15 protein-coding genes and 1 tRNA gene are annotated in these 19380 nt (G+C 49.4%); 6 read left to right on the forward strand and 10 right to left on the reverse strand.

Annotated features, from left to right (window positions below; all coding sequences use genetic code 11):
* Positions 1 to 21: 21 nt before the first annotated feature.
* Together IPG31_06925 and IPG31_06930 are read left to right on the forward strand one after the other, a co-directional pair.
* Complete coding sequence (locus IPG31_06925; protein MBK6618093.1) at positions 22 to 2787, forward strand: valine--tRNA ligase; 2766 nt, start codon at positions 22 to 24, stop codon at positions 2785 to 2787.
* Positions 2788 to 2820: 33 nt separating this feature from the next.
* Positions 2821 to 3891: a uroporphyrinogen decarboxylase gene (locus IPG31_06930; protein MBK6618094.1), complete on the forward strand. Its 1071-nt coding sequence runs from the start codon at positions 2821 to 2823 to the stop codon at positions 3889 to 3891.
* A gap of 72 nt (positions 3892 to 3963) precedes the next feature.
* On the opposite strand, the gene IPG31_06935 is transcribed toward IPG31_06930, so the two are convergent.
* On the reverse strand, positions 3964 to 6810 hold the full coding sequence (locus tag IPG31_06935) for an aconitate hydratase (GenBank protein ID MBK6618095.1): 2847 nt from the start codon (positions 6808 to 6810) through the stop codon (positions 3964 to 3966).
* Positions 6811 to 6955: 145 nt separating this feature from the next.
* Between IPG31_06935 and IPG31_06940 the strand changes: the two genes are divergently transcribed.
* Positions 6956 to 7861 (forward strand): D-hexose-6-phosphate mutarotase, encoded by a 906-nt coding sequence (locus IPG31_06940; protein MBK6618096.1) that lies wholly within the window; start codon positions 6956 to 6958, stop codon positions 7859 to 7861.
* A gap of 64 nt (positions 7862 to 7925) precedes the next feature.
* On the opposite strand, the gene prsK is transcribed toward IPG31_06940, so the two are convergent.
* From prsK to IPG31_06960, 4 genes are all read right to left on the reverse strand, one after another.
* On the reverse strand, positions 7926 to 9977 hold the full coding sequence (gene prsK / locus IPG31_06945) for a PEP-CTERM system histidine kinase PrsK (GenBank protein MBK6618097.1): 2052 nt from the start codon (positions 9975 to 9977) through the stop codon (positions 7926 to 7928).
* Between the two features lie 66 nt (positions 9978 to 10043).
* Positions 10044 to 11441: a TIGR03013 family PEP-CTERM/XrtA system glycosyltransferase gene (locus IPG31_06950; protein ID MBK6618098.1), complete on the reverse strand. Its 1398-nt coding sequence runs from the start codon at positions 11439 to 11441 to the stop codon at positions 10044 to 10046.
* A 100-nt stretch (positions 11442 to 11541) separates the two neighbouring features.
* Complete coding sequence (locus tag IPG31_06955) at positions 11542 to 12276, reverse strand: trypsin-like peptidase domain-containing protein (protein MBK6618099.1); 735 nt, start codon at positions 12274 to 12276, stop codon at positions 11542 to 11544.
* Between the two features lie 196 nt (positions 12277 to 12472).
* Positions 12473 to 12547, reverse strand: a tRNA-Val gene (locus tag IPG31_06960).
* A 242-nt stretch (positions 12548 to 12789) separates the two neighbouring features.
* On the opposite strand from IPG31_06960, the gene IPG31_06965 reads away from it, so the two are divergent.
* The 3 genes from IPG31_06965 to IPG31_06975 all read left to right on the forward strand — a co-directional run bounded on the left by IPG31_06965 (position 12790) and on the right by IPG31_06975 (position 14637).
* Positions 12790 to 13101, forward strand: coding sequence for a c-type cytochrome (locus tag IPG31_06965; GenBank protein MBK6618100.1), 312 nt, complete (start codon positions 12790 to 12792; stop codon positions 13099 to 13101).
* A 236-nt stretch (positions 13102 to 13337) separates the two neighbouring features.
* The gene (locus IPG31_06970) at positions 13338 to 14339 is read left to right on the forward strand and encodes a flagellar hook-length control protein FliK (GenBank protein MBK6618101.1); all 1002 of its coding nucleotides are present in this window, start codon (positions 13338 to 13340) and stop codon (positions 14337 to 14339) included.
* Positions 14340 to 14349: 10 nt separating this feature from the next.
* On the forward strand, positions 14350 to 14637 hold the full coding sequence (locus IPG31_06975; protein MBK6618102.1) for an EscU/YscU/HrcU family type III secretion system export apparatus switch protein: 288 nt from the start codon (positions 14350 to 14352) through the stop codon (positions 14635 to 14637).
* A 36-nt stretch (positions 14638 to 14673) separates the two neighbouring features.
* Here the strand turns inward: IPG31_06975 and IPG31_06980 are convergent, their stop codons facing one another.
* From IPG31_06980 to IPG31_07000, 5 genes are all read right to left on the reverse strand, one after another.
* Positions 14674 to 15369: a PEP-CTERM sorting domain-containing protein gene (locus IPG31_06980; GenBank protein MBK6618103.1), complete on the reverse strand. Its 696-nt coding sequence runs from the start codon at positions 15367 to 15369 to the stop codon at positions 14674 to 14676.
* Positions 15370 to 15626: 257 nt separating this feature from the next.
* The gene (locus IPG31_06985; GenBank protein ID MBK6618104.1) at positions 15627 to 16418 is read right to left on the reverse strand and encodes a flagellar brake protein; all 792 of its coding nucleotides are present in this window, start codon (positions 16416 to 16418) and stop codon (positions 15627 to 15629) included.
* Positions 16419 to 16437: 19 nt separating this feature from the next.
* On the reverse strand, positions 16438 to 16764 hold the full coding sequence (fliE, locus tag IPG31_06990; GenBank protein MBK6618105.1) for a flagellar hook-basal body complex protein FliE: 327 nt from the start codon (positions 16762 to 16764) through the stop codon (positions 16438 to 16440).
* A 13-nt stretch (positions 16765 to 16777) separates the two neighbouring features.
* Complete coding sequence (locus IPG31_06995) at positions 16778 to 18097, reverse strand: sigma-54-dependent Fis family transcriptional regulator (protein MBK6618106.1); 1320 nt, start codon at positions 18095 to 18097, stop codon at positions 16778 to 16780.
* 33 nt (positions 18098 to 18130) lie between these two features.
* On the reverse strand, positions 18131 to 19294 hold the full coding sequence (locus tag IPG31_07000; GenBank protein ID MBK6618107.1) for a PAS domain-containing sensor histidine kinase: 1164 nt from the start codon (positions 19292 to 19294) through the stop codon (positions 18131 to 18133).
* Positions 19295 to 19380: the final 86 nt, after the last annotated feature.

The following is a 19380-nucleotide window of genomic DNA, read 5'->3' on the forward strand; positions in this document are numbered from 1 at the left end:
TTAATTATTTGTTTGAGTATCATGCAGCTAGCCAAGAGTTTTGATCCGGCCGATATCGAAAAAAACTGGTATGCCACCTGGGAATCGGAAGGTTATTTTTCTCCTCACCACCAAGATGGAACCAGCGCCTATTGCATCATGCTGCCCCCGCCCAATGTTACCGGCACACTGCACATGGGACACGCCTTTCAGCACACCCTGATGGATGCGCTAATTCGTTACCACCGCATGCTGGGCGACAACACCTTGTGGCAACCCGGCACCGATCATGCCGGTATCGCCACTCAGATTGTGGTCGAACGTCAACTGGATCAGGCCGGCATTGACCGTCGCCAGATCGGACGGGAAGCTTTTCTTGAAAGAGTCTGGCAATGGAAGGAGGCTTCCGGCTCGACCATTACCCGTCAGATGCGGCGCATGGGCGCATCGTGCGACTGGTCACATGAACGCTTTACAATGGATGAAGCCCTGTCACGCGCGGTCACCGAAGTATTCGTGCGTCTGTATCAGGATGGGCTCATTTATCGCGGCAAGCGCCTGGTCAACTGGGATCCGGTTTTGCAAACAGCCGTATCCGATCTGGAAGTGGTCTCGACCGAAGAGAATGGATCGCTATGGCATATTCTTTATCCGTTTGATTCGACCGAAACAGGTGTAACCAGCAAACTGCAAGGACTGATCGTCGCGACCACGCGTCCAGAAACCATGCTTGGTGATATGGCCGTAGCCGTCCATCCCGATGATGACCGCTACCGGCATCTGATTGGCCGCCACCTGCGCCTGCCACTGAGCGAACGCACCATCCCCATCATTGCTGACGATTATGTCGATCCGGCCTTTGGCAGCGGTTGCGTCAAGATCACCCCTGCGCATGATTTCAACGATTATCAGGTAGGGCTGCGGCATAATCTGGTACCGCTCAATGTATTCACTCTGGATGGCAGAATTAACGACTGCGCTCCGGCTGAATATCAGGGTATGGATCGCTTCGAGGCCAGAAAGAAAATTTTGACGGAGCTTGAGGCGCAGGGGTTGCTCATCGAAACCCGCCCCCACAAAATGATGGTTCCGCGCGGAGATCGCACCCAGGCGGTGATCGAACCTATGCTAACTGATCAATGGTATGTAGCAATGACTGAATTAGCACAGCAGGGATTGGCTGTAGTCGAACGGGGTGAAGTACGTTTCGTACCAGATAATTGGACGCACGTTTATCGTCAATGGCTGGAGAACATTCAGGACTGGTGTATTTCCCGCCAGCTCTGGTGGGGACACCGCATTCCGGCCTGGTACGATGATGATGGCAATGTAACCGTTGCACATAACCTGGAAGAAGCACAGCGTTTATCCGGCACACAGAATCTGCATCAGGATGAGGACGTGCTCGATACCTGGTTTTCCTCCGCGCTGTGGCCCTTTTCCACACTTGGCTGGCCGGAAGACACTTCCGAACTCAAGGCGTTTCTACCCAGCTCGGTGCTGGTGACTGGCTTTGATATCATTTTCTTCTGGGTGGCGCGCATGGTAATGATGTCACTGTATTTCACCGGCAAGGTACCGTTTCGCGAGGTTTACATCACCGGTCTGATCCGTGATGCTGAAGGACAGAAAATGAGCAAGTCGAAAGGCAATGTGCTCGATCCAATCGACCTGATCGATGGCATCACGCTTCCGGAACTGATCGCAAAACGGACTACCGGCCTGATGAACCCTAATCAGGCAAAGACGATCGAAAAAACCACGCGCCGACAGTTCCCAAACGGCATTCCATCGTTTGGAACCGACGCATTGCGCTTTACGTTTGCCAGCCTTGCTTCGCATGGCCGTGATATCAAATTTGATCTGCAACGCTGTGAAGGTTATCGTAATTTCTGCAACAAGTTGTGGAACGCAACCCGCTTTGTGCTGATGAACTGCGAAGAGAAGGATACCGGGCTGGATAAGTCACTGCCAATCAGTTTTTCAGCAGCGGACAAATGGATCATCGGTCGTCTACAGCTGACAGAACAGTCTGTTGCAAAACACTTTACCGAATATCGTTTCGATCTTGCCGCACGCGAAATATATGAACTGGTATGGGATGAATACTGTGACTGGTATGTCGAGTTTGCCAAAGTACAACTGAGTGGTCATGACCTGGCGCGCCAGCGTGCGACCCGCCGCACACTGGTGCGCGTACTGGAGGCCATGCTGCGTCTTGCCCATCCAATCATTCCGTTCATTACCGAACAACTATGGCAGGCGGTTACACCGCTTGCCGGCAGGCAGGGTGCCAGCATTATGTTGCAACCCTTTCCCGTGGCCGATCTGTCTCGTATCGACGGGCAGGCCCATACTCAGATACTGCGACTCAAGGAAATCATCAATGCCTGCCGAACGCTGCGCAGCGAAATGAAACTGTCTCCAGCAGAACGTATCCCGCTATTGATCACGGGCGAGCACCCTGAACAATTGGCCGATTTCCCCCCCTATCTATGCGCGCTGGCGAAACTCTCTACCGTCGAAATTCTACCGACAGGGCTGCCAGATACTGATGCGCCCATAGCCATCGCTGCAGAATGCCGCCTGATGCTCAAAATAGAGGTGGATGTGCCAGTAGAACGTAAACGACTGCAAAAGGAAAGACTTCGGCTGGAAGGAGAAATCAGCAAGGCCGAAACCAAGCTTGCCAATCCTGATTTCATCGAACGCGCACCAGCAAAGGTGGTCATGCAGGAAAAAGAACGAATGACGGCATTCAGCGCCACACTCGCAAAAATAAACGAACAAATTATTAAATTAGGTTAATCCACCCATTTTTAAAACTCTCTGGCCCTTACCATGACAAAGCTTGATAACGACACCTTCATCCGCGCGCTCCTGCGCCAGCCAACCGACTACACCCCTGTATGGATGATGCGCCAGGCAGGACGTTATCTGCCGGAATACAACCAGACACGCGCCCGTGCCGGTGATTTTCTCTCACTATGCAAAAATCCGGATTTTGCCACAGAAGTCACCCTGCAACCTTTGGCGCGATTCCCGCTGGATGCAGCCATCCTGTTCTCCGACATACTCACCATCCCGGATGCCATGGGATTGGGACTCTATTTTGCTGCAGGTGAAGGGCCAAAATTTGAACGTCCGTTACGCGAAGAATGGGAAATACGGGATTTGACAGTACCCGACCCGAATACCCATCTACGCTACGTCATGGACGCAGTCACCCAAATTCGCAAGGCGCTCAATAATCAGGTCCCGTTGATTGGCTTTTCTGGCAGCCCGTTTACGCTCGCCTGTTATATGATCGAAGGCGAGGGCAGCAGCGATTTCCGCCAGATCAAAACCATGCTGTATGCGCGTCCCGACTTGCTACATCACATTCTCGACATCACTGCACAGGCAGTTACTGTTTACCTGAATGCCCAGATTGAAGCCGGTGCTCAGGCTGTCATGATTTTCGACAGCTGGGGCGGAGCACTTTCACATGCCGCCTATCAGGAATTCTCCTTGCACTACATGCAGCAGATTCTGTCCGGTCTGAAGCGTGAACATCACGGCGAGCGCATACCTAACATCATTTTTACCAAAGGTGGTGGATTGTGGCTGGAATCCATCGTTGCCAGTGGCTGTGACGCTGTTGGCCTGGACTGGACAATTGATATAGGTGAAGCACGGCGCCGGGCACAAGACAAAGTAGCCTTACAGGGTAATCTTGACCCGACCGTGCTGTTTGCACCACCTGAAATTATTGCGGCTGAAGTGGAAAAAATACTGGCAAGCTATGGCCACGGCCACGGCCACGTATTCAACCTTGGTCATGGCATTTCCCAATTCACCCCACCCGAGCACGCCGCCGCACTGGTTGAGGCCGTCCATACCGCCAGCCCACGTTACCACATCAGCAAGTAACATTGATTATTCATTCTGTACGGTCCGGGAATGCCTATAGGCTGGCCATTGATATTTTCGCCGGCATTCCATTTATAGATTTCGCAACACATACCGCAGAATGCCGCCGTGGTGATAGTAATCGACTTCGATATCAGTATCGATACGACAGCGTAATGAGACTTCCCGGTACGACCCGTCAGATTTGTAAATGACCAGCATGATGTTTTTTTGTGGCTGAAGATTGTCAAGGCCGAGCAGGTCAAACGACTCTCTGCCAGTGAGGCCAAGTGTTTGTGCACTGTCCCCTTCCATAAACTGGAGCGGCAGTACGCCCATACCGACAAGGTTACTGCGGTGAATGCGCTCATAACTCTGGGCAATGACGGCGCGCACTCCCAATAGCTGGGTGCCCTTGGCTGCCCAATCACGACTGGATCCGGTTCCATATTCCTTACCAGCAAAAACGAAGGTAGGAATATCGTGTGCAAGATACTGCATCGCGGCATCGAAGATGCTCATTTGCTTGCCATTATCTACGCCATCGCCCTGATAGATCGTCACGCCACCCTCACTGCCTGGCACCATTAAGTTTCTGATACGCACATTGGCAAAGGTGCCGCGCATCATAATGTGATGATTACCCCGTCGCGCTCCATAACTATTGAAGTCTTCGCGTTTCACGCCATGTTCCAGCAGATAGTGTCCCGCTGGGGAATTCTCCTTGATCGCGCCAGCTGGACTGATATGGTCGGTAGTAACTGAATCACCGAAGATGGCAAGCGCTCGCGCTCCCCGGATTGCATCAGGCTGTTTGGCTGGATCGATGGTCAGTAAGAGATTCTCAAGAAATGGCGGCTCGGCAATATATGTCGATTCCGGCCAGTCGTAAAGCTTACCGGATGCAGCAGTAATTTCGTTCCACAACGGCAGATCTCCAGTGAAATTGCTGTACAGACGGCGGAAAGTTTCGGCACGGGTGGCATATTGCATCATCCCTGCAATCTCTTCGCTGGTTGGCCAGATATCACGCAACCAGACGGGTTGGCCCTCTTTTCCGATTCCCAATGATTCACGGGTCAGATCTTTCAAAACGGTGCCAGCAATCGCATATGCGACCACCAGCGGTGGAGAAGCGAGAAAATTAGCACGAATATTGGCGTGAATACGCGCCTCGAAATTACGGTTCCCGGAAAGCACTGCAGTACAGATCAAGTCCTCTTTAACGACGGTTTCCTCGATGGTTTCCAGCAATGGCCCAGAGTTGCCAATACAGGTGGTGCAGCCATAACCGGCAAGGCTGAAGCCGAGCTGTTCCAGATAAGGCATCAGCCCGGCAGCGGTCAGATATTCGGTAACCACTCGCGATCCTGGTGCGAGCGAAGTCTTGATATGCCGTCTGACAGAGAGGCCCTTCTCCACCGCTTTTTTCGCAAGTAAGCCAGCAGCAATCAGCACAGCAGGATTAGAAGTATTGGTGCAGGAAGTGATTGCTGCAATCAGAACGTCGCCGTGATGCAGTTCGATTTTGCCTTGTACACTGGCGTGATCGGCTTCATCCTGATTTCCGGTAGGATGTTCACCAACCATTTCGACCACATTGCGCGCGCTACCGCAGGGAAGATTGTATTCACTCTGATTGCCGTCCGGGGTAAGACAGAGCTCGTCCGCCAATGACTTACCGTTACGCGTCAAATAACTCTGTTGCAGTAATGCCTCCGTCTTGCCATAACCGTTTTCCGAGATCGGCTTGACGAAAAGCTCGCCAAATACGGATTTGAGATCCTTGAGTGCAATACGATCCTGCGGGCGTTTCGGTCCAGCCAATGAAGGCACAATTGAGTTCAAATCGAGCGCCAGCTCCTGACTATAATCAATTTGTCCTGCAACAGGCATGCCAAACAATTGCTGGGCCTTGAAATAGCGTTCAAATGCATCGATCTCTGCTTCGGTACGACCGGTTTGCCTAAAGTATCGCAACGTAATGTCATCTACCGGAAAAAACCCCATAGTGGCACCGTATTCAGGCGCCATATTTGCGATGGTAGCGCGATCTGGCAAACTGAGTGCAGCAGCGCCTTCACCAAAAAACTCGACAAACTTACCAACGACATCCGCCTGGCGCAACATTTGCGTAATGGTCAACACCAGATCCGTTGCGGTTACCCCTTCCTGCAGGCGACCGGTGAGATGCACACCCACCACATCCGGGGTCAAAAAATATACGGGTTGATTGAGCATACCCACCTCAGCCTCGATACCGCCTACACCCCAGCCGACCACGCCAATACTGTTGATCATGGTGGTGTGGGAATCCGTACCAACCAGCGTATCCGGGTAAATCAGTCCATTTTTTTGATGGATGCCGCGTGCGAGGTATTCGAGATTGACCTGATGGACAATACCGATACCAGGTGGCACGACACGGAAGGTATCAAACGCCTGCATACCCCATTTGATGAACTGATAGCGTTCATGATTGCGCCTGAATTCAATCTCCATGTTTTGCCGCAAGGCATCTTTGTCGCCATAGTGGTCGACCTGTACGGAGTGGTCGACTACCAGATCAACTGGTACCATCGGCTCGATGGCTTCCGGATTTTTGCCCAATCGTTTCGCCGCACTGCGCATCGCAGCAAGATCAACCAAAAGTGGTACGCCAGTAAAATCCTGCAATACAATGCGCGCCACTACAAATGGGATTTCATACGTGCGTGGTGCGTGTGGCTGCCAGGCAGCGAGCTGTTCAACATGCGCCTGTTTTATTTTCTTATCATCATAATTACGCAGTACAGATTCCAGCACGATACGAATCGAGACCGGCAGACGCGAGATATTCCCAAGACCCGCTTTATCGAGCGCAGGCAAGGCGTAATACTGCAGCGTAGTATTGTCGGAGAGAGTAAGTTTTTTGAGCGAATCAAACAGATTGTGGGGCATGATTATTCCTTGAACTGAAATTTTTTGTGTAGTACCTATTTATACCGTGCGAGATTGAGTTTATCATTGCGCGCTATTGCATCCAAATGCTTGCTGCAGGATAACCGGGTAACAATTTTTTTGTAATGCCTCTGAAAGGAAAATGATGAACGTCGAACAGTTGAATAGCCAGTATGGAATGGCTGACCGGGTAATATTTGAAACTGGCGAAGGTGGATTACCTTTTATTCGCGTCAAAAATGACAACGCTACGGCGCTGATTTCAATTTATGGCGGACAGGTGCTGGCATTTCAGCCAAAATCTACAGGTAGTGACCTGCTTTTTCTGAGTAAATTAGCCTATTATCAATCAGGCAAGGCAATCAAGGGAGGAGTACCAATATGCTGGCCGTGGTTCGGGCCGGATCCTGAAGGGCTCAATCGTCCCGCACACGGATTTGTACGTAACCGACTGTGGGAAGTCGTGGAAACAGCTGGGACAGCAGAGGGACATATTCGCGTGGTACTGGGGCTGTCTGACACACCAGAAACCCAAGCCATCTGGCCTCGCTCATTTGTGCTGCGACTGGAAATCACGGTTGGTAAATCGCTCAATCTGGCTCTGGTAACGCGTAACACGGACTCACAGGCGTTTGCCATCACACAGGCTTTCCATACCTATTTTAACGCAGGCGATATTCGTCAGGTAAAGGTATCGGGGCTGGAAAATACGCAGTATATTGACAAGGTAAACGATAATCAGCAAATCAATCAGCTTGATGACGTTACTATCAACTCAGAAGTTGACCGAATCTACCTGAATGTCGACAATGAGCTTGTCGTTCAGGATGCGGCATTGAAACGCCGGATTCATATCACATCCAAGGGTAACCGGACAGCTGTTGTTTGGAATCCGTGGGCAAAAATCTCGGCGGAAATGGCTGACTTACAGGACGATGATTACCAGCGTTTTATCTGCGTTGAAACAACCAATGCCGCGACCGACTCTATTAACATTCAGCCAGGTAGCGAATTCCGCCTGGTAGCCCATTACCAGATTGAGCAGGCTTAATTGAGTTTTCCGAAATTCGAAACAGAAAGGGTGAATAATCGCGTCGCTTCCCCGCATCAGGGCACTACACATTGGCTCGCGGTAACTTAACTGTAAAAACCGTACCTTGCTTCACCTCACTGGAGACCAGTATTTTGCCTCCTAACTCGGTGATATATTCACGGCTTTCGAAAACGCCCACACCCATTCCGGCAGTCTTGGTCGATTCAAAGGGTTTGAACAGTTTCTCCCCGATGAACTGCTCGGACATGCCGTGCCCGGTATCCCTGATTTCAATCACCACCCAGTCGCCCTCCTGGAGAAGGTTTAGCTGAACCTCGCCATCCCGTGAGGTAGCTTCGATGGCATTCTGCACCAGATGACTTAGCACACGCTCCAACCGTGACTGATCAGCTTTAACCAGTAAATTCCTGCCCAGGATTTCCAGTGTGGGCGTCGGATCGTGGAATAGCTTGCTTTCAATAATTTGCTGCAATATTTCCTCAACCAGCAACAATTTCACATTTTCTTCCTTGCCGGCATTACTGAGCTTCTCGAGTAAACGCTTCATCTTGTTTACCGACAATGACAACGTTTCCAGCATATCTTGCTGAAACTCCGGGTTATCCTTATGTTTCTCCGCATTTGTCACTAAAAGTGATAACTGTGCAATCAGATTCTTAATGTCATGTACGATAAAGGTTGACATGCGATTGAATGACTCAAATTGTCGAGCCATGGATAATGCCTGCACTGCCTCATACTGGGCGAGATAGCTAGCGGCCTGACTAGCCGCGACTTTGAGAAGATCTCTCACCTCCCAGTTGAAGTTTATCTTGCTTCTTGGTTCGGTCAGCACGACAAAACCGATCAAATCCGTATGCAGCAATAAGGGAACAACCCATCGCGCCCTGGGAATAACGGGGAGCCAGTCAGGCAATACCATCGCTGCATATTGTTGCGACTCGGAATCATGCTGATACAGATCGACCACCCAGGAATGCTGCTTCAGGAACAGACAAAAAGGAGCATCTGCATCAACTGCTTCATACTTGATATCGGGAATATTCCAGCGCGCAATGGGTTGATATAAACCTTGCCCAGACAGATACCATAGCCCACCAGCGGGGCTTTCGACAAGCTGCGCGAGCGACCTGATTATTCTTACTCTCAGCTCCGTCTCCTGTTCGGAGAGAGTATGAGTAAAACGAAGCCACTCTTCACGATAATCATAGCTATAACTAAAAAAATGCTTACTGATAAATATTTTCAACCAGGCACGTGCGGCTCCGGAAAACAGGAGAATAACTAGTAGAACAGCTGCACCAAACAGGAAAATCAGTTGAAAAACCGTTCCCCAACTCCCGCCTGAGTACCGTATGTAATAGCCTGCGGCAGACATGAGCAGCAGATAAATCGCAGCCCCAAACAGAGCCGAGGAATAAAATATAATTTTTCTGGAAACAGCAATGCCCACCGCCCATTTCGGATTACGTGCGGCGGAAACAGCAATTAACGGTACAACCAGAGTGTTAACCCAACCACGTGCCGCCCAAATATCTGTATTAATTTTTTTAAACAGTAATGCATCACTGTATAAATAAAAATCATAGACAAAAATTGTGCCGAGCCCCAGACAAATGAATTTGATCCCCCAGCGCTGTTCCTGTGGCGTATTGCGGTAATACTGTTCAACCAGAATCATGCCGATGATGGCCATCATCACGCCAACCAGAAAACTGGTGCCCGGAACGCCATTCTGGAAAGAATCATCAAGACTGGTCTGGCCAAAAAATATAACGTATATCAGACTAGCGGTATAGAACAAACCTAGAGCAACCACGGCGGGTCTGATATGCGGCAAACTGCCTTCGGTTTCGCGTGCTTGAAAAGGATTTAAAACAACGAGCAGAAAAGCGGTCAGCGTACCGTATCGCAGAATCTCCAACACCCCAACCAGCAAAGGGCTATTGTCCTGCCAATAAGCCAGCCCCGCTATGACTCCTGCCCAGATTGCAGCTGTCAAAGAGGCAATGGCGAGCAACAAGCCATATAGACGTCCTCTCCAACTGGTCAACAACAAAATGGATAAAAACAGAAAGGTGACCGCAGAAGATACGTAACCGATAAAACTCAACTCTGCCAGCATCACCACCGGCTTACCTGAATCTGCAAATAAACCAGCAACCCTGATCCAGCTGTTTCACCGGCTGCCCTTACTTAAAACCACGACACCGACGGTGTCAATCAAAATAATCAGATCAAGAAACAGGCTGTGATTTTTAACATAATACAAATCGTACTGCAGCTTCTCGATAGCATCTTCCACTGAAGCACCATAGGGATAGCGAACCTGAGCCCAGCCGGTAATGCCCGGTTTGATGCTATGCCGCATGTTGTAGTAAGGAACTTGAGCTGTGAGTAAGTCAACAAAATACGGACGTTCTGGCCGGGGACCAACAAAGCTCATTTCCCCTTTGAGTACGTTGAAAATTTGTGGCAGCTCATCAATTCTCAGTTTGCGAATCAATCCACCCACCCTGGTGACACGTGGATCGTCGGTTGTCGCCCAACGCGGTTTTCCTTCTTTCTCAGCATTATTGAACATGCTGCGAAATTTTATGACACTATAAGTTTCACCACCTTTCCCGACACGTTCCTGGCAGTAAAATACTGGAAAACCATCTTCAATCAAAATCAATAGTGCAGTCAGCAGCATGACTGGGAGGGTCACTATCAGTAGTAGCAGACTTACCGTCAGATCAAATGTTCGTTTGACGATGGTTCGAAACGTACCCTGATTAAAACCACTACCAAAAACCAGCCAGCTTGGATAAAGAGAATCCATACGCAAGTGATTACATTCCCGCTCAAAGAAACCAGTAATATCCGTCACCTTGATACCACAGATTTTGCATTCCAACAGCTCCTGAATAGGAAAAGTACCTCCTCGCCGCTCCTGAGTCGCCACAATGATCTCACGTACCATGTACCGATCAGCCAACGATAATAACGTCGAAGTTTTAGGAATAATTGTCGCAGCTGGAACACTGCGTTCTTCATCAGTGAACGGGACAAAGCCCACGATCTTGATATTTTGTAACGCGGTATTTTCCTCCACCAGATCAAACAACTCTTTTGCGGAGCCCCCCACCCCCAGCACCAGCGCTTTAGAGCGCAAATGATCCAGACCAGACCACCGGAAAACGAGTATTCGCTCCAGCAGGATCAATAACAATACCAGCAACATGACTATCGCCAGCAAGCCACGCCCCAGATAAATATCTGGAAACAGATAGAATATAAATGTCATAACGGCAAAACCCATTGCCAATGATGGCAGTAGCTTGAGCAAGATACTTTCAGCATCCTGCTTGGCGTTCGGCTGATACATTCCTAGCGCCGCCATGCAGGCCATGACCACCACCATAAACAATACCGCACCAGGCAATTGGTTCAACACCAGCTCCGAAGCCGATCCTTCCCATTGCATAAAACGAATACCAGCACCAGCAAAAAAAGCCAACAACAGCAGAGCCGCCTCGATACCGGCAAGCAATAACGATATTCTGGAAATATAATGATTGGAAATTCGGATCAAAACACATACCCCATCAAGGAACAACTAAACAACCAGATAAAGATGTCCTAGCGACAAATACTGGCAAAAGTTCAATATAGCAGGTATTTTGACACAACAATTAATTGCGTTTATGTCTCTGGAGTAGGTCCTTGATGTGGATGCCCGGTATGGCATAGCTGATTCCACTGGGATTACTCAATACGGACTCTTTTTTATCCTTTACAAAAACCATATTGATCACGCCGTACACTACGCCCGTTTCCTGGTCATATAAAGGACTCCCACTGTTGCCGGGATAGGCGGTGCCATCAAGCTGAAAGACCTTGTAGGCGGATCGCTGTAATTGGCGGATTTTATTTGCATCCAGCTGCTTGGCGTTAAATGCGGGCAGAATGATGGGCGTGATTGAGGCAACACTGGCTCGATGCGTCACCGGGTAGAAGCCCAGAACCATTCCAATTGGAAACCCAGTAAATGCCAGCATCTGACCTTCACGGATCACACTCGAATCTCCAAGCTTCACCGTCGGCAGAGACGTTCCTTCAATCTGCAACAAAGCAATATCGTATTCCTTTTCCAGCGCAACTACTTTTGCAGTTCTCAATTCAGGCCTGTCGCCGCTACCCGTCATGATAACCAGTGATTCTTTCTGTATATCAGATGACAATTCAGGCACCACGTGTGCATTCGTGATTATGTGCAGACCATCATCCACCACAAAACCTGTCCCCAGAAAATTCAAGGGTGGGGAACGTGTTTTCTGATAGGTGCCAATGCCGACTATCGCCGGCTTGATTCGCTCTATTGTATCGGCAAGGTCAGCACGTGCTGGCGCAACGACAAACAGCATCATCCACGCAACCCAAACACCATACAAAGCAAACGAACCTAAACTCAGACCAAGCCATCGTCGATCAAACATCATGGTTTTAAACATCCTGCTTGTCTATTAGCTAAAAAACCGTTACAGGTTGGTAGGGACAAAACTGATCTAATAGGTCAATAATTTTCTGAGGAGTTTTTCCACCATATTTTTTATATAAAAAATATGGTAGGCGGTATTGGAATCGAACCAATGACTTCCACCGTGTGAAGGTGACACTCTACCGCTGAGTTAACCGCCTTTGTTGCCTTTAAACGACAAGATTAGACCATAGCCTGTTTACTCAGGTCAACGACTATTCTACTCAATATTTAGATATGCGCTTGTGATCAGATGGTTATTATTTTCTGACCTTCTAAATATCCTCACAAAAGCTGCATTTTAATTCTAAGCACGCCCTGGCTGATTGCAAGTAACACTGCAAAGCCACGAACTTAGGAGTAAAATCAAGGCCCCTTAATCTTTAACACAAGGAAAATATTTATGAAAACAGTTTGGTTAGGTACATTCGTTGCTGCTGCTTTGTTGTTTACGGGTATTGCTCAGGCAAGTGCTGAGCTGGCTGGGAAAAATAACTGTACTGCCTGCCATCAGACTGAAGTAAAAGTGGTTGGCCCTGCGCTCAAGGATATTGCTGTCAAATATGCCGGAGTGGACGGCGCTGCTGATCAACTGGCTGGCAAAATCAAGAACGGCAGCAGCGGTGTTTGGGGAAACATCCCTATGCCACCAAATGTCAATGTCAGCGATGAAGAAGCGAAGGCTCTGGCTGAATGGATTCTGTCACTCAAGTAGTCTGATTCTTTAGTTTCAAAAAAACCGGTACTGTTACAGGTATCGGTTTTTTAATTTCAGCTACCCCTTCTTCGTATCTGCCTGCCCCCCCCCTCCTCATCATCAAATCAGCTGTTTTTTCTAAAAAATGTCAAAAAATGGCGAGGAAATTCTGAATTCTGCCTAGCAGTCACTGCTGATTGTTCACAATCTAGCGTAAAATCCTGATTCATCTGTCTGATATCAGGATGCTACCTATGATCACCCATCCGGTTTATCCGGCACAAATTTTATCCGCTTCACCAGGCAAGGCTCTTTCTCCTGTCCAGCCAGTCAACCCGGTTCAATCGACGCCGGATGCAACCCAGTCAGATACGCCTTCATTTATTCTGGGACAAAAATATCTCGCACGAGTTGAAGCCCGTTTACCAAATGGTTCATCCCTGGTCAGTGTTTCCGGCCAGTTACTCGATATACGTCTGCCGTCGATAGCCGCCAAAGTGGGCAACCAAATTGACTTAACACTGGTTGCGCAGTCGCCCCGCTTGCAGTTTCTGCTCACCAGCAATGTGCCCACAAGTGGCCAAACAGCAACTCTCAGCCCAATCGGCCAGTTTCTGGCACGTCTGCTTAAGCCAGCGACATCTCCCGCAACGCCGCTCGCACTCAGCCAGACGGCTCCGTTATTGCCTGCACCGCCAACTATGGGTCATGTCCTGCCGGAAATCCTGCAACAGGCCATTGTACAAAGTGGTCTATTTTATGAATCACACCTGGCGCAGTGGGCGAATGGGCGTAAACCCATGGATTCGATCAAACAAATGCCACAAAGCGCATTGCCGACTCATGCGGCCATCATGGATATGGATGCACTTTCGCCGAATGTCGAGAAAATCCTGCCTATTGTGCAGCAGCAATTTCAGGCGCTGGAAACTGGCCAAATACATTGGAGGGGTGATATCTGGCCAGATCAGACCATGGAATGGATAATTCATGAGCAGCCAGCAGAAAATAATAATTCAACCGAACCGGCCCGTTGGCAAACTGATCTACGCCTGCAGCTACCCAAGCTATCCGAGATCAATGCAAACCTGATAATCGACGCGCATGGAGTGCGTATTAAACTGAATGCCAACACGGAAGAAACCCTCCATCTTATGAAACAAGAGCAAACGGCATTGATTGCCGCTCTATCCGATGCTGGTCTGACGGTACAGGTACTTGAGATCGAACCTCATGCCCCCACCCAAGCAGATTGATCCAGAAGAGATGGTCAAACAACCTGATCAGCCGGTACAACCCACATCCATGCAAAATGCGGTCGCGCTCAGCTATCACAGCGGCATGACTGCGCCCAAAGTGGTGGCAAAAGGAAAAGGACTGGTTGCCGAGGAAATTATCCGACGCGCGCAGGAGCACGGCATTTATGTACATGAATCACCAGAGCTGGTTACTATGTTAATGCAGGTGGATCTCGATGATCGCATTCCACCCGAGCTGTATATTGCCGTCGCTGAGCTGTTGGCATGGCTCTACCGGCTGGAAAATAGAAACTAAATAAATATCCCCAGCCAGCACATATTCATTTTCAGACTAACACTTTCTAACAGCACGCAACCCCAGCAAACCCAGCCCAATCAGAAATAGCATGGCAGGTTCGGGTATTTCCTGACTGGTGTCTGCCGCCAGTAAACGGAACTGCCCATCCCAGGCGGTTGGGCCGGTAAATTTCAGTTGAAATTGACTGACTGCCTGGAAAGCAAGTGGGTCGCTAAAAGTAGCGAAGTTGACAAAAAAATTGCCTGGACCAGAAAATGTGTGCAGTCCAGAAGTGGACGGTGTTAACGTATCACCATTGACGATCATTTCCACGTTAACGTTCAGATCGATCGCAATGACTTCCAGCAAAATGGCATTGGAGAACACCGTGAAATCACTGGTTGTGAAACCATTCCAGGTAATCGTAGCTGTACCCGCTGAAAAAGTATTATTGGAGACGGCCAACATACCGCCAGTGCCCGGGCCACCGGGTTCACCGATCAGAATGGTCTGATCACCAAATCCACCACCAGTGGCATCCGAAAACAGAGTTCTCTGAATATCCACCAGACTGCTGGCAGTAGCGGAGAGTGCAAGGGGAGCGCTGCCGGTACCCGGTGCTGTTCCAGAATCACTAACAATTTGATAATCCGTGAAATCATCGATTAAAAAGATTGCATGTACATTCGTTGAAATCAACAGAACACTTAATAACAGCCCACCAAGAAACATCTTTGTATTGCCTAGCATTATTTTGACTCCCTGTGATTATCGTTTAAGAGCGACCTTCTAATCGCCACTTATATAAAAGCAATATTCGTGCCACCATATTTTTATTAATACAATTAATAGGTTATTAATGATCAAATTTCAGCGCTTACGAATATGTAATCAAACTCGACAACCTGTGCACACATAATGTCGCTAATCACAGCTTCAATTGATTTACCTGAAAGCAGGCGCAGAAAAACAAGGTATCGCCGTCATTCAAGAAGTCAGTGACCCTATCAACCATCACGCCGGAATTGCCGTTCCTGTTGTTCCAGACGGATAATGTAGCGCTGGATCAGCACACGACCATCTTCTGATAGGCCGATGAATTCGCAACCAGCCCGCTGGCAGGTCAACCCATTTTTTAGCGTCATCGCGTAAGAATTTCTTATCGCCACCGTTACCAGGATTTTGTCAATCTCTGGCAAGTTGATCTGACAACCCGAGAAGACCTTGCCTGGCTCCAGATCGAGCGCGTAGTGCTGATCGATCAGCGCCATACCACCACAGCTGACATCAAACAGATTGAAAACCGCATCACTTTGCTGTTTACCGTCCTTCAGCATTGGAATTACGCAAGTCGCCGGATTGCTGACCGGAGTCATGATGCGATAAAAATTGCGGCGCTGAAATCGTAACAGCGAACGTGGAATACTGGTAATGAATGCTGGGCGACCATCAAAATTTACTGGTTGCAGTTTTTCACAGCGAAACTCAATTTTGATTCGGTTCTGCGTAGTCACGCAGACGACTGTTCCAGCCTTGAGCAGGAGCGCATTCAGTGTGTCATCATTACCCAAGTCGAGAATCAGAACATTTCTATCAGAATCAACCGCCAGAATGGAAGACAATACAAACTGGCTACTGCGTTCCGGAAAAAGCGATAACAATGATTTTTCCTGCTGAACAGCCTTCAAGATAAACTGGATTTCAATTGGCGACATCACACCAAAATTCTCTTCCAGGTTGTCTTCTGATTGAAGTGTCTCGTTGGAGTGATCAGAAATCAGATGCAAATTGGACATCATTACCTCTTCTTAAGATTGTTTACACTTGCATATTCATGATTTCCTGATATGCCGTCACCAAACGATTGCGTACCTGTATCATGGATTGAAACGAAATATTCGCTTTCTGTAGTGAAATCATCACCTCATGCAACTGAGCATCCGAATCACCACGAACGAATCCCTGGCTTAACTGCGCAGCGGTTTGCTGGACGTCATTGACCTGATCAACAGCGGATTTGAGTAGTTGTCCAAAGTCTGCCTGTGGCGCAGCGGTTACCGCACCAGGCTGGGTGTTTCCTGCTGCCAGCTCAGAAGCGGCTTTGAGTTGCGCCAGCATTTGATTGATTCCTGAAGAAATTTCCATCACTTGACTCCTGTTAACATCCGGAAAGACGATATTGCTGTAACTTGTAACGTAAGGTGCGCTCGGAAATACCGAGCTTCTGCACCGCCAGCTTGCGTGACCCATTAACGGCCGCGAGCGTTTGCAGAATATGTTCGCGCTCTAGCAATTTGATATCATGCAAATCGGCAATTGGTCTGGTATCGATAGTCGATGGCCGCTCCTGAGCAATGTTGACCGGCAAATTGAGATGGCTTGCCTCAATTGACTCCGATGCCATGATCATGGCACGCTGTATCACATTTTCCAGCTCGCGCACGTTACCCGGCCAGGTATAGCTTTCCAGGGCATCAATCGCAGACTGCCTCAAAATATAAGGTGACTGCGTATCCTGGGCAGCCTTGGCCAGAACATGCCGGGTAAGCGGCACGATATCCTGTGGCCGCATTCTGAGTGGCGGGATCTCCAGTGGAAACACATTTAGCCGGTAATAAAGATCCTCGCGAAACGCCCCTTCGCGCACGCATGCTGACATATTGCGGTTGGAAGTAGCGATTAGACGAAAATCGAGCTTGATCAGCTTGTTCCCACCAACTCGCTCCACTTCTCGCTCCTGTAACACCCGCAGCAGTTTTGCCTGCAGACCCAGTGGCATTTCTGAAATCTCGTCGAGCAGCAAGGTGCCGCCATTGGCTTGTTCAAATTTACCGGCCTGTGATTGGGTCGCACCGGTAAATGCTCCTTTTTCGTGACCGAAAAGGATAGCTTCCAGCAGATTTTCAGGAATAGCCGCGCAGTTGATCGCCACAAAAGGTGCCTGGTTACGCGGTGAATGCTGATGAATATAACGAGCAAACACTTCCTTGCCACAACCGCTCTCACCGGTCAACATCACGGTTGCAGTCGATCCCGCCACTTTTTTTGCCAGCGAAAGTAGAGTAAGCGTCTTGGGATCCCGCGCCACCAGACTGGATGTTTCATCGCTCATGGCAGGCAGCAGATAATGCCTGACATGCGCCAGTAAACTAGCCGAATCGAAAGGTTTCGTCAGATAATCACAGGCACCGGCACGCATTGCTGCCACTGCCTTACCAATTTCACCAAAAGCCGTCATCAATACCACCGGCATGGCTGGGAATTCACGTTTGATAGCCTGCAGCAGCGCATGGCCATCCATAGGACGCATTTGCACATCGCTGATGACCAACCCAATGGACTGCGCTCTCAGCTGCCGCAGCGCCTGTTCACCATTCGCAGCGGTCAAATTCGCGACATCCGCCAGATGCAGCGTTGCGCTGAGCGCCTCGCAAAGATCAGGATCATCTTCAACTATCAAAACTGGTAAATTCTGCATACCTGCCACCCCAATATTTTTAGCATCAACTTTTCAAATCTTTCTGGGTAAACACACCGTAAAACGGCTACCCGCACCTGGCGCCGACTCTACCCGGATTTCTCCGTGCATCGATCTCACCACGTCATGCGCAATTGCCAGACCGAGTCCCGTTCCCTCAGGGCGAGTCGTAAAAAAGGGATCGAACAACCGCTCCACCACTACCGGTTCGATTCCAGGTCCTTCATCCGCCACCATCAGCATGACCGTATCTTCACTCACTTCACAGGCAAGCGAAATTTGGCTACCCGCAACAGACACCTGCAGAGCATTTTCCAGCAGGCTGATCAGGACGCTGCACAGCGAATCCTCATTGACATTGAGACAAGCGTCATTACTGTTATCGCTCACAGTCAACCACACGTCCGCTCGCTGCAGCTGCGGCGCTATCATCCATTGCAACTCACTCATCAGGGTGGATAGCCTGACCTCATGCGCCGGAATACTTCCTCCCTTGACGAACTGCAACATATTGCAGATCAGCTGTTCCAGATGTTGCAGCCGCTCCTGCGTCTTAACGGCAAAACGCTGACGTGCCTGAATGCCCAGCGTTTCATCGGTCAGGTGTTCCGCATACAGCAATGCAGTGGATAATGGCGTGCGCAGCTGATGCGCCAGACCTGCAGCCACTTCTCCCATTGCAGCCAGTCGCTGATTACGACGACTCTGCTCGCGCATGGCATGGGCCTCGCTGATATCATGGATAAGCAGGATGCGTGTCTGATCAACCTCCGAAGTGCTACTTTCGATATACACTCTTTGTACGCGGGTAGTTTCAGCCGCAAAATACCACTCACCAGCCACACCTGCCGGATACAACCTTTCCTGCTCAATTTGCTGCCAGTGGCAGCCAAGCAGGGGTTCACCCAGTAACCGCTGCGCTGCAGGATTAACCTGGCCAATATAGTTTTCCTTATCCAGCGTGACTACCCCGGCAGGCAGGGCAGTTAATAACTGGCCTAATTTTTGCGATAAGGCTTCCTTGGCTATCAGTTCACGCTGCAGTTCACCATTGGCGAGCGCCAGCTCCTGTGTGAGCCGATGAACCTGCTGCTGTAACGCCTGATAAACACCAGAAAGCTGCGCTGAAGCATGACTGAATTGCGCAAAGGCAGTTTTCAGTTGTTGCTGATCAACGGACAGACCGACGTTATCCATAGTGCGTATCGAAACTGCTTTTCCTTTTTTCATTGCTGCGCAGCTTAGCATTGCTTATAGGGCCAATCATTAAGCAAATAGCACGA

The sequence above is a fragment of the Nitrosomonas sp. genome, from assembly GCA_016703745.1.
In the GTDB taxonomy this organism is placed as follows: Bacteria; Pseudomonadota; Gammaproteobacteria; order Burkholderiales; family Nitrosomonadaceae; genus Nitrosomonas.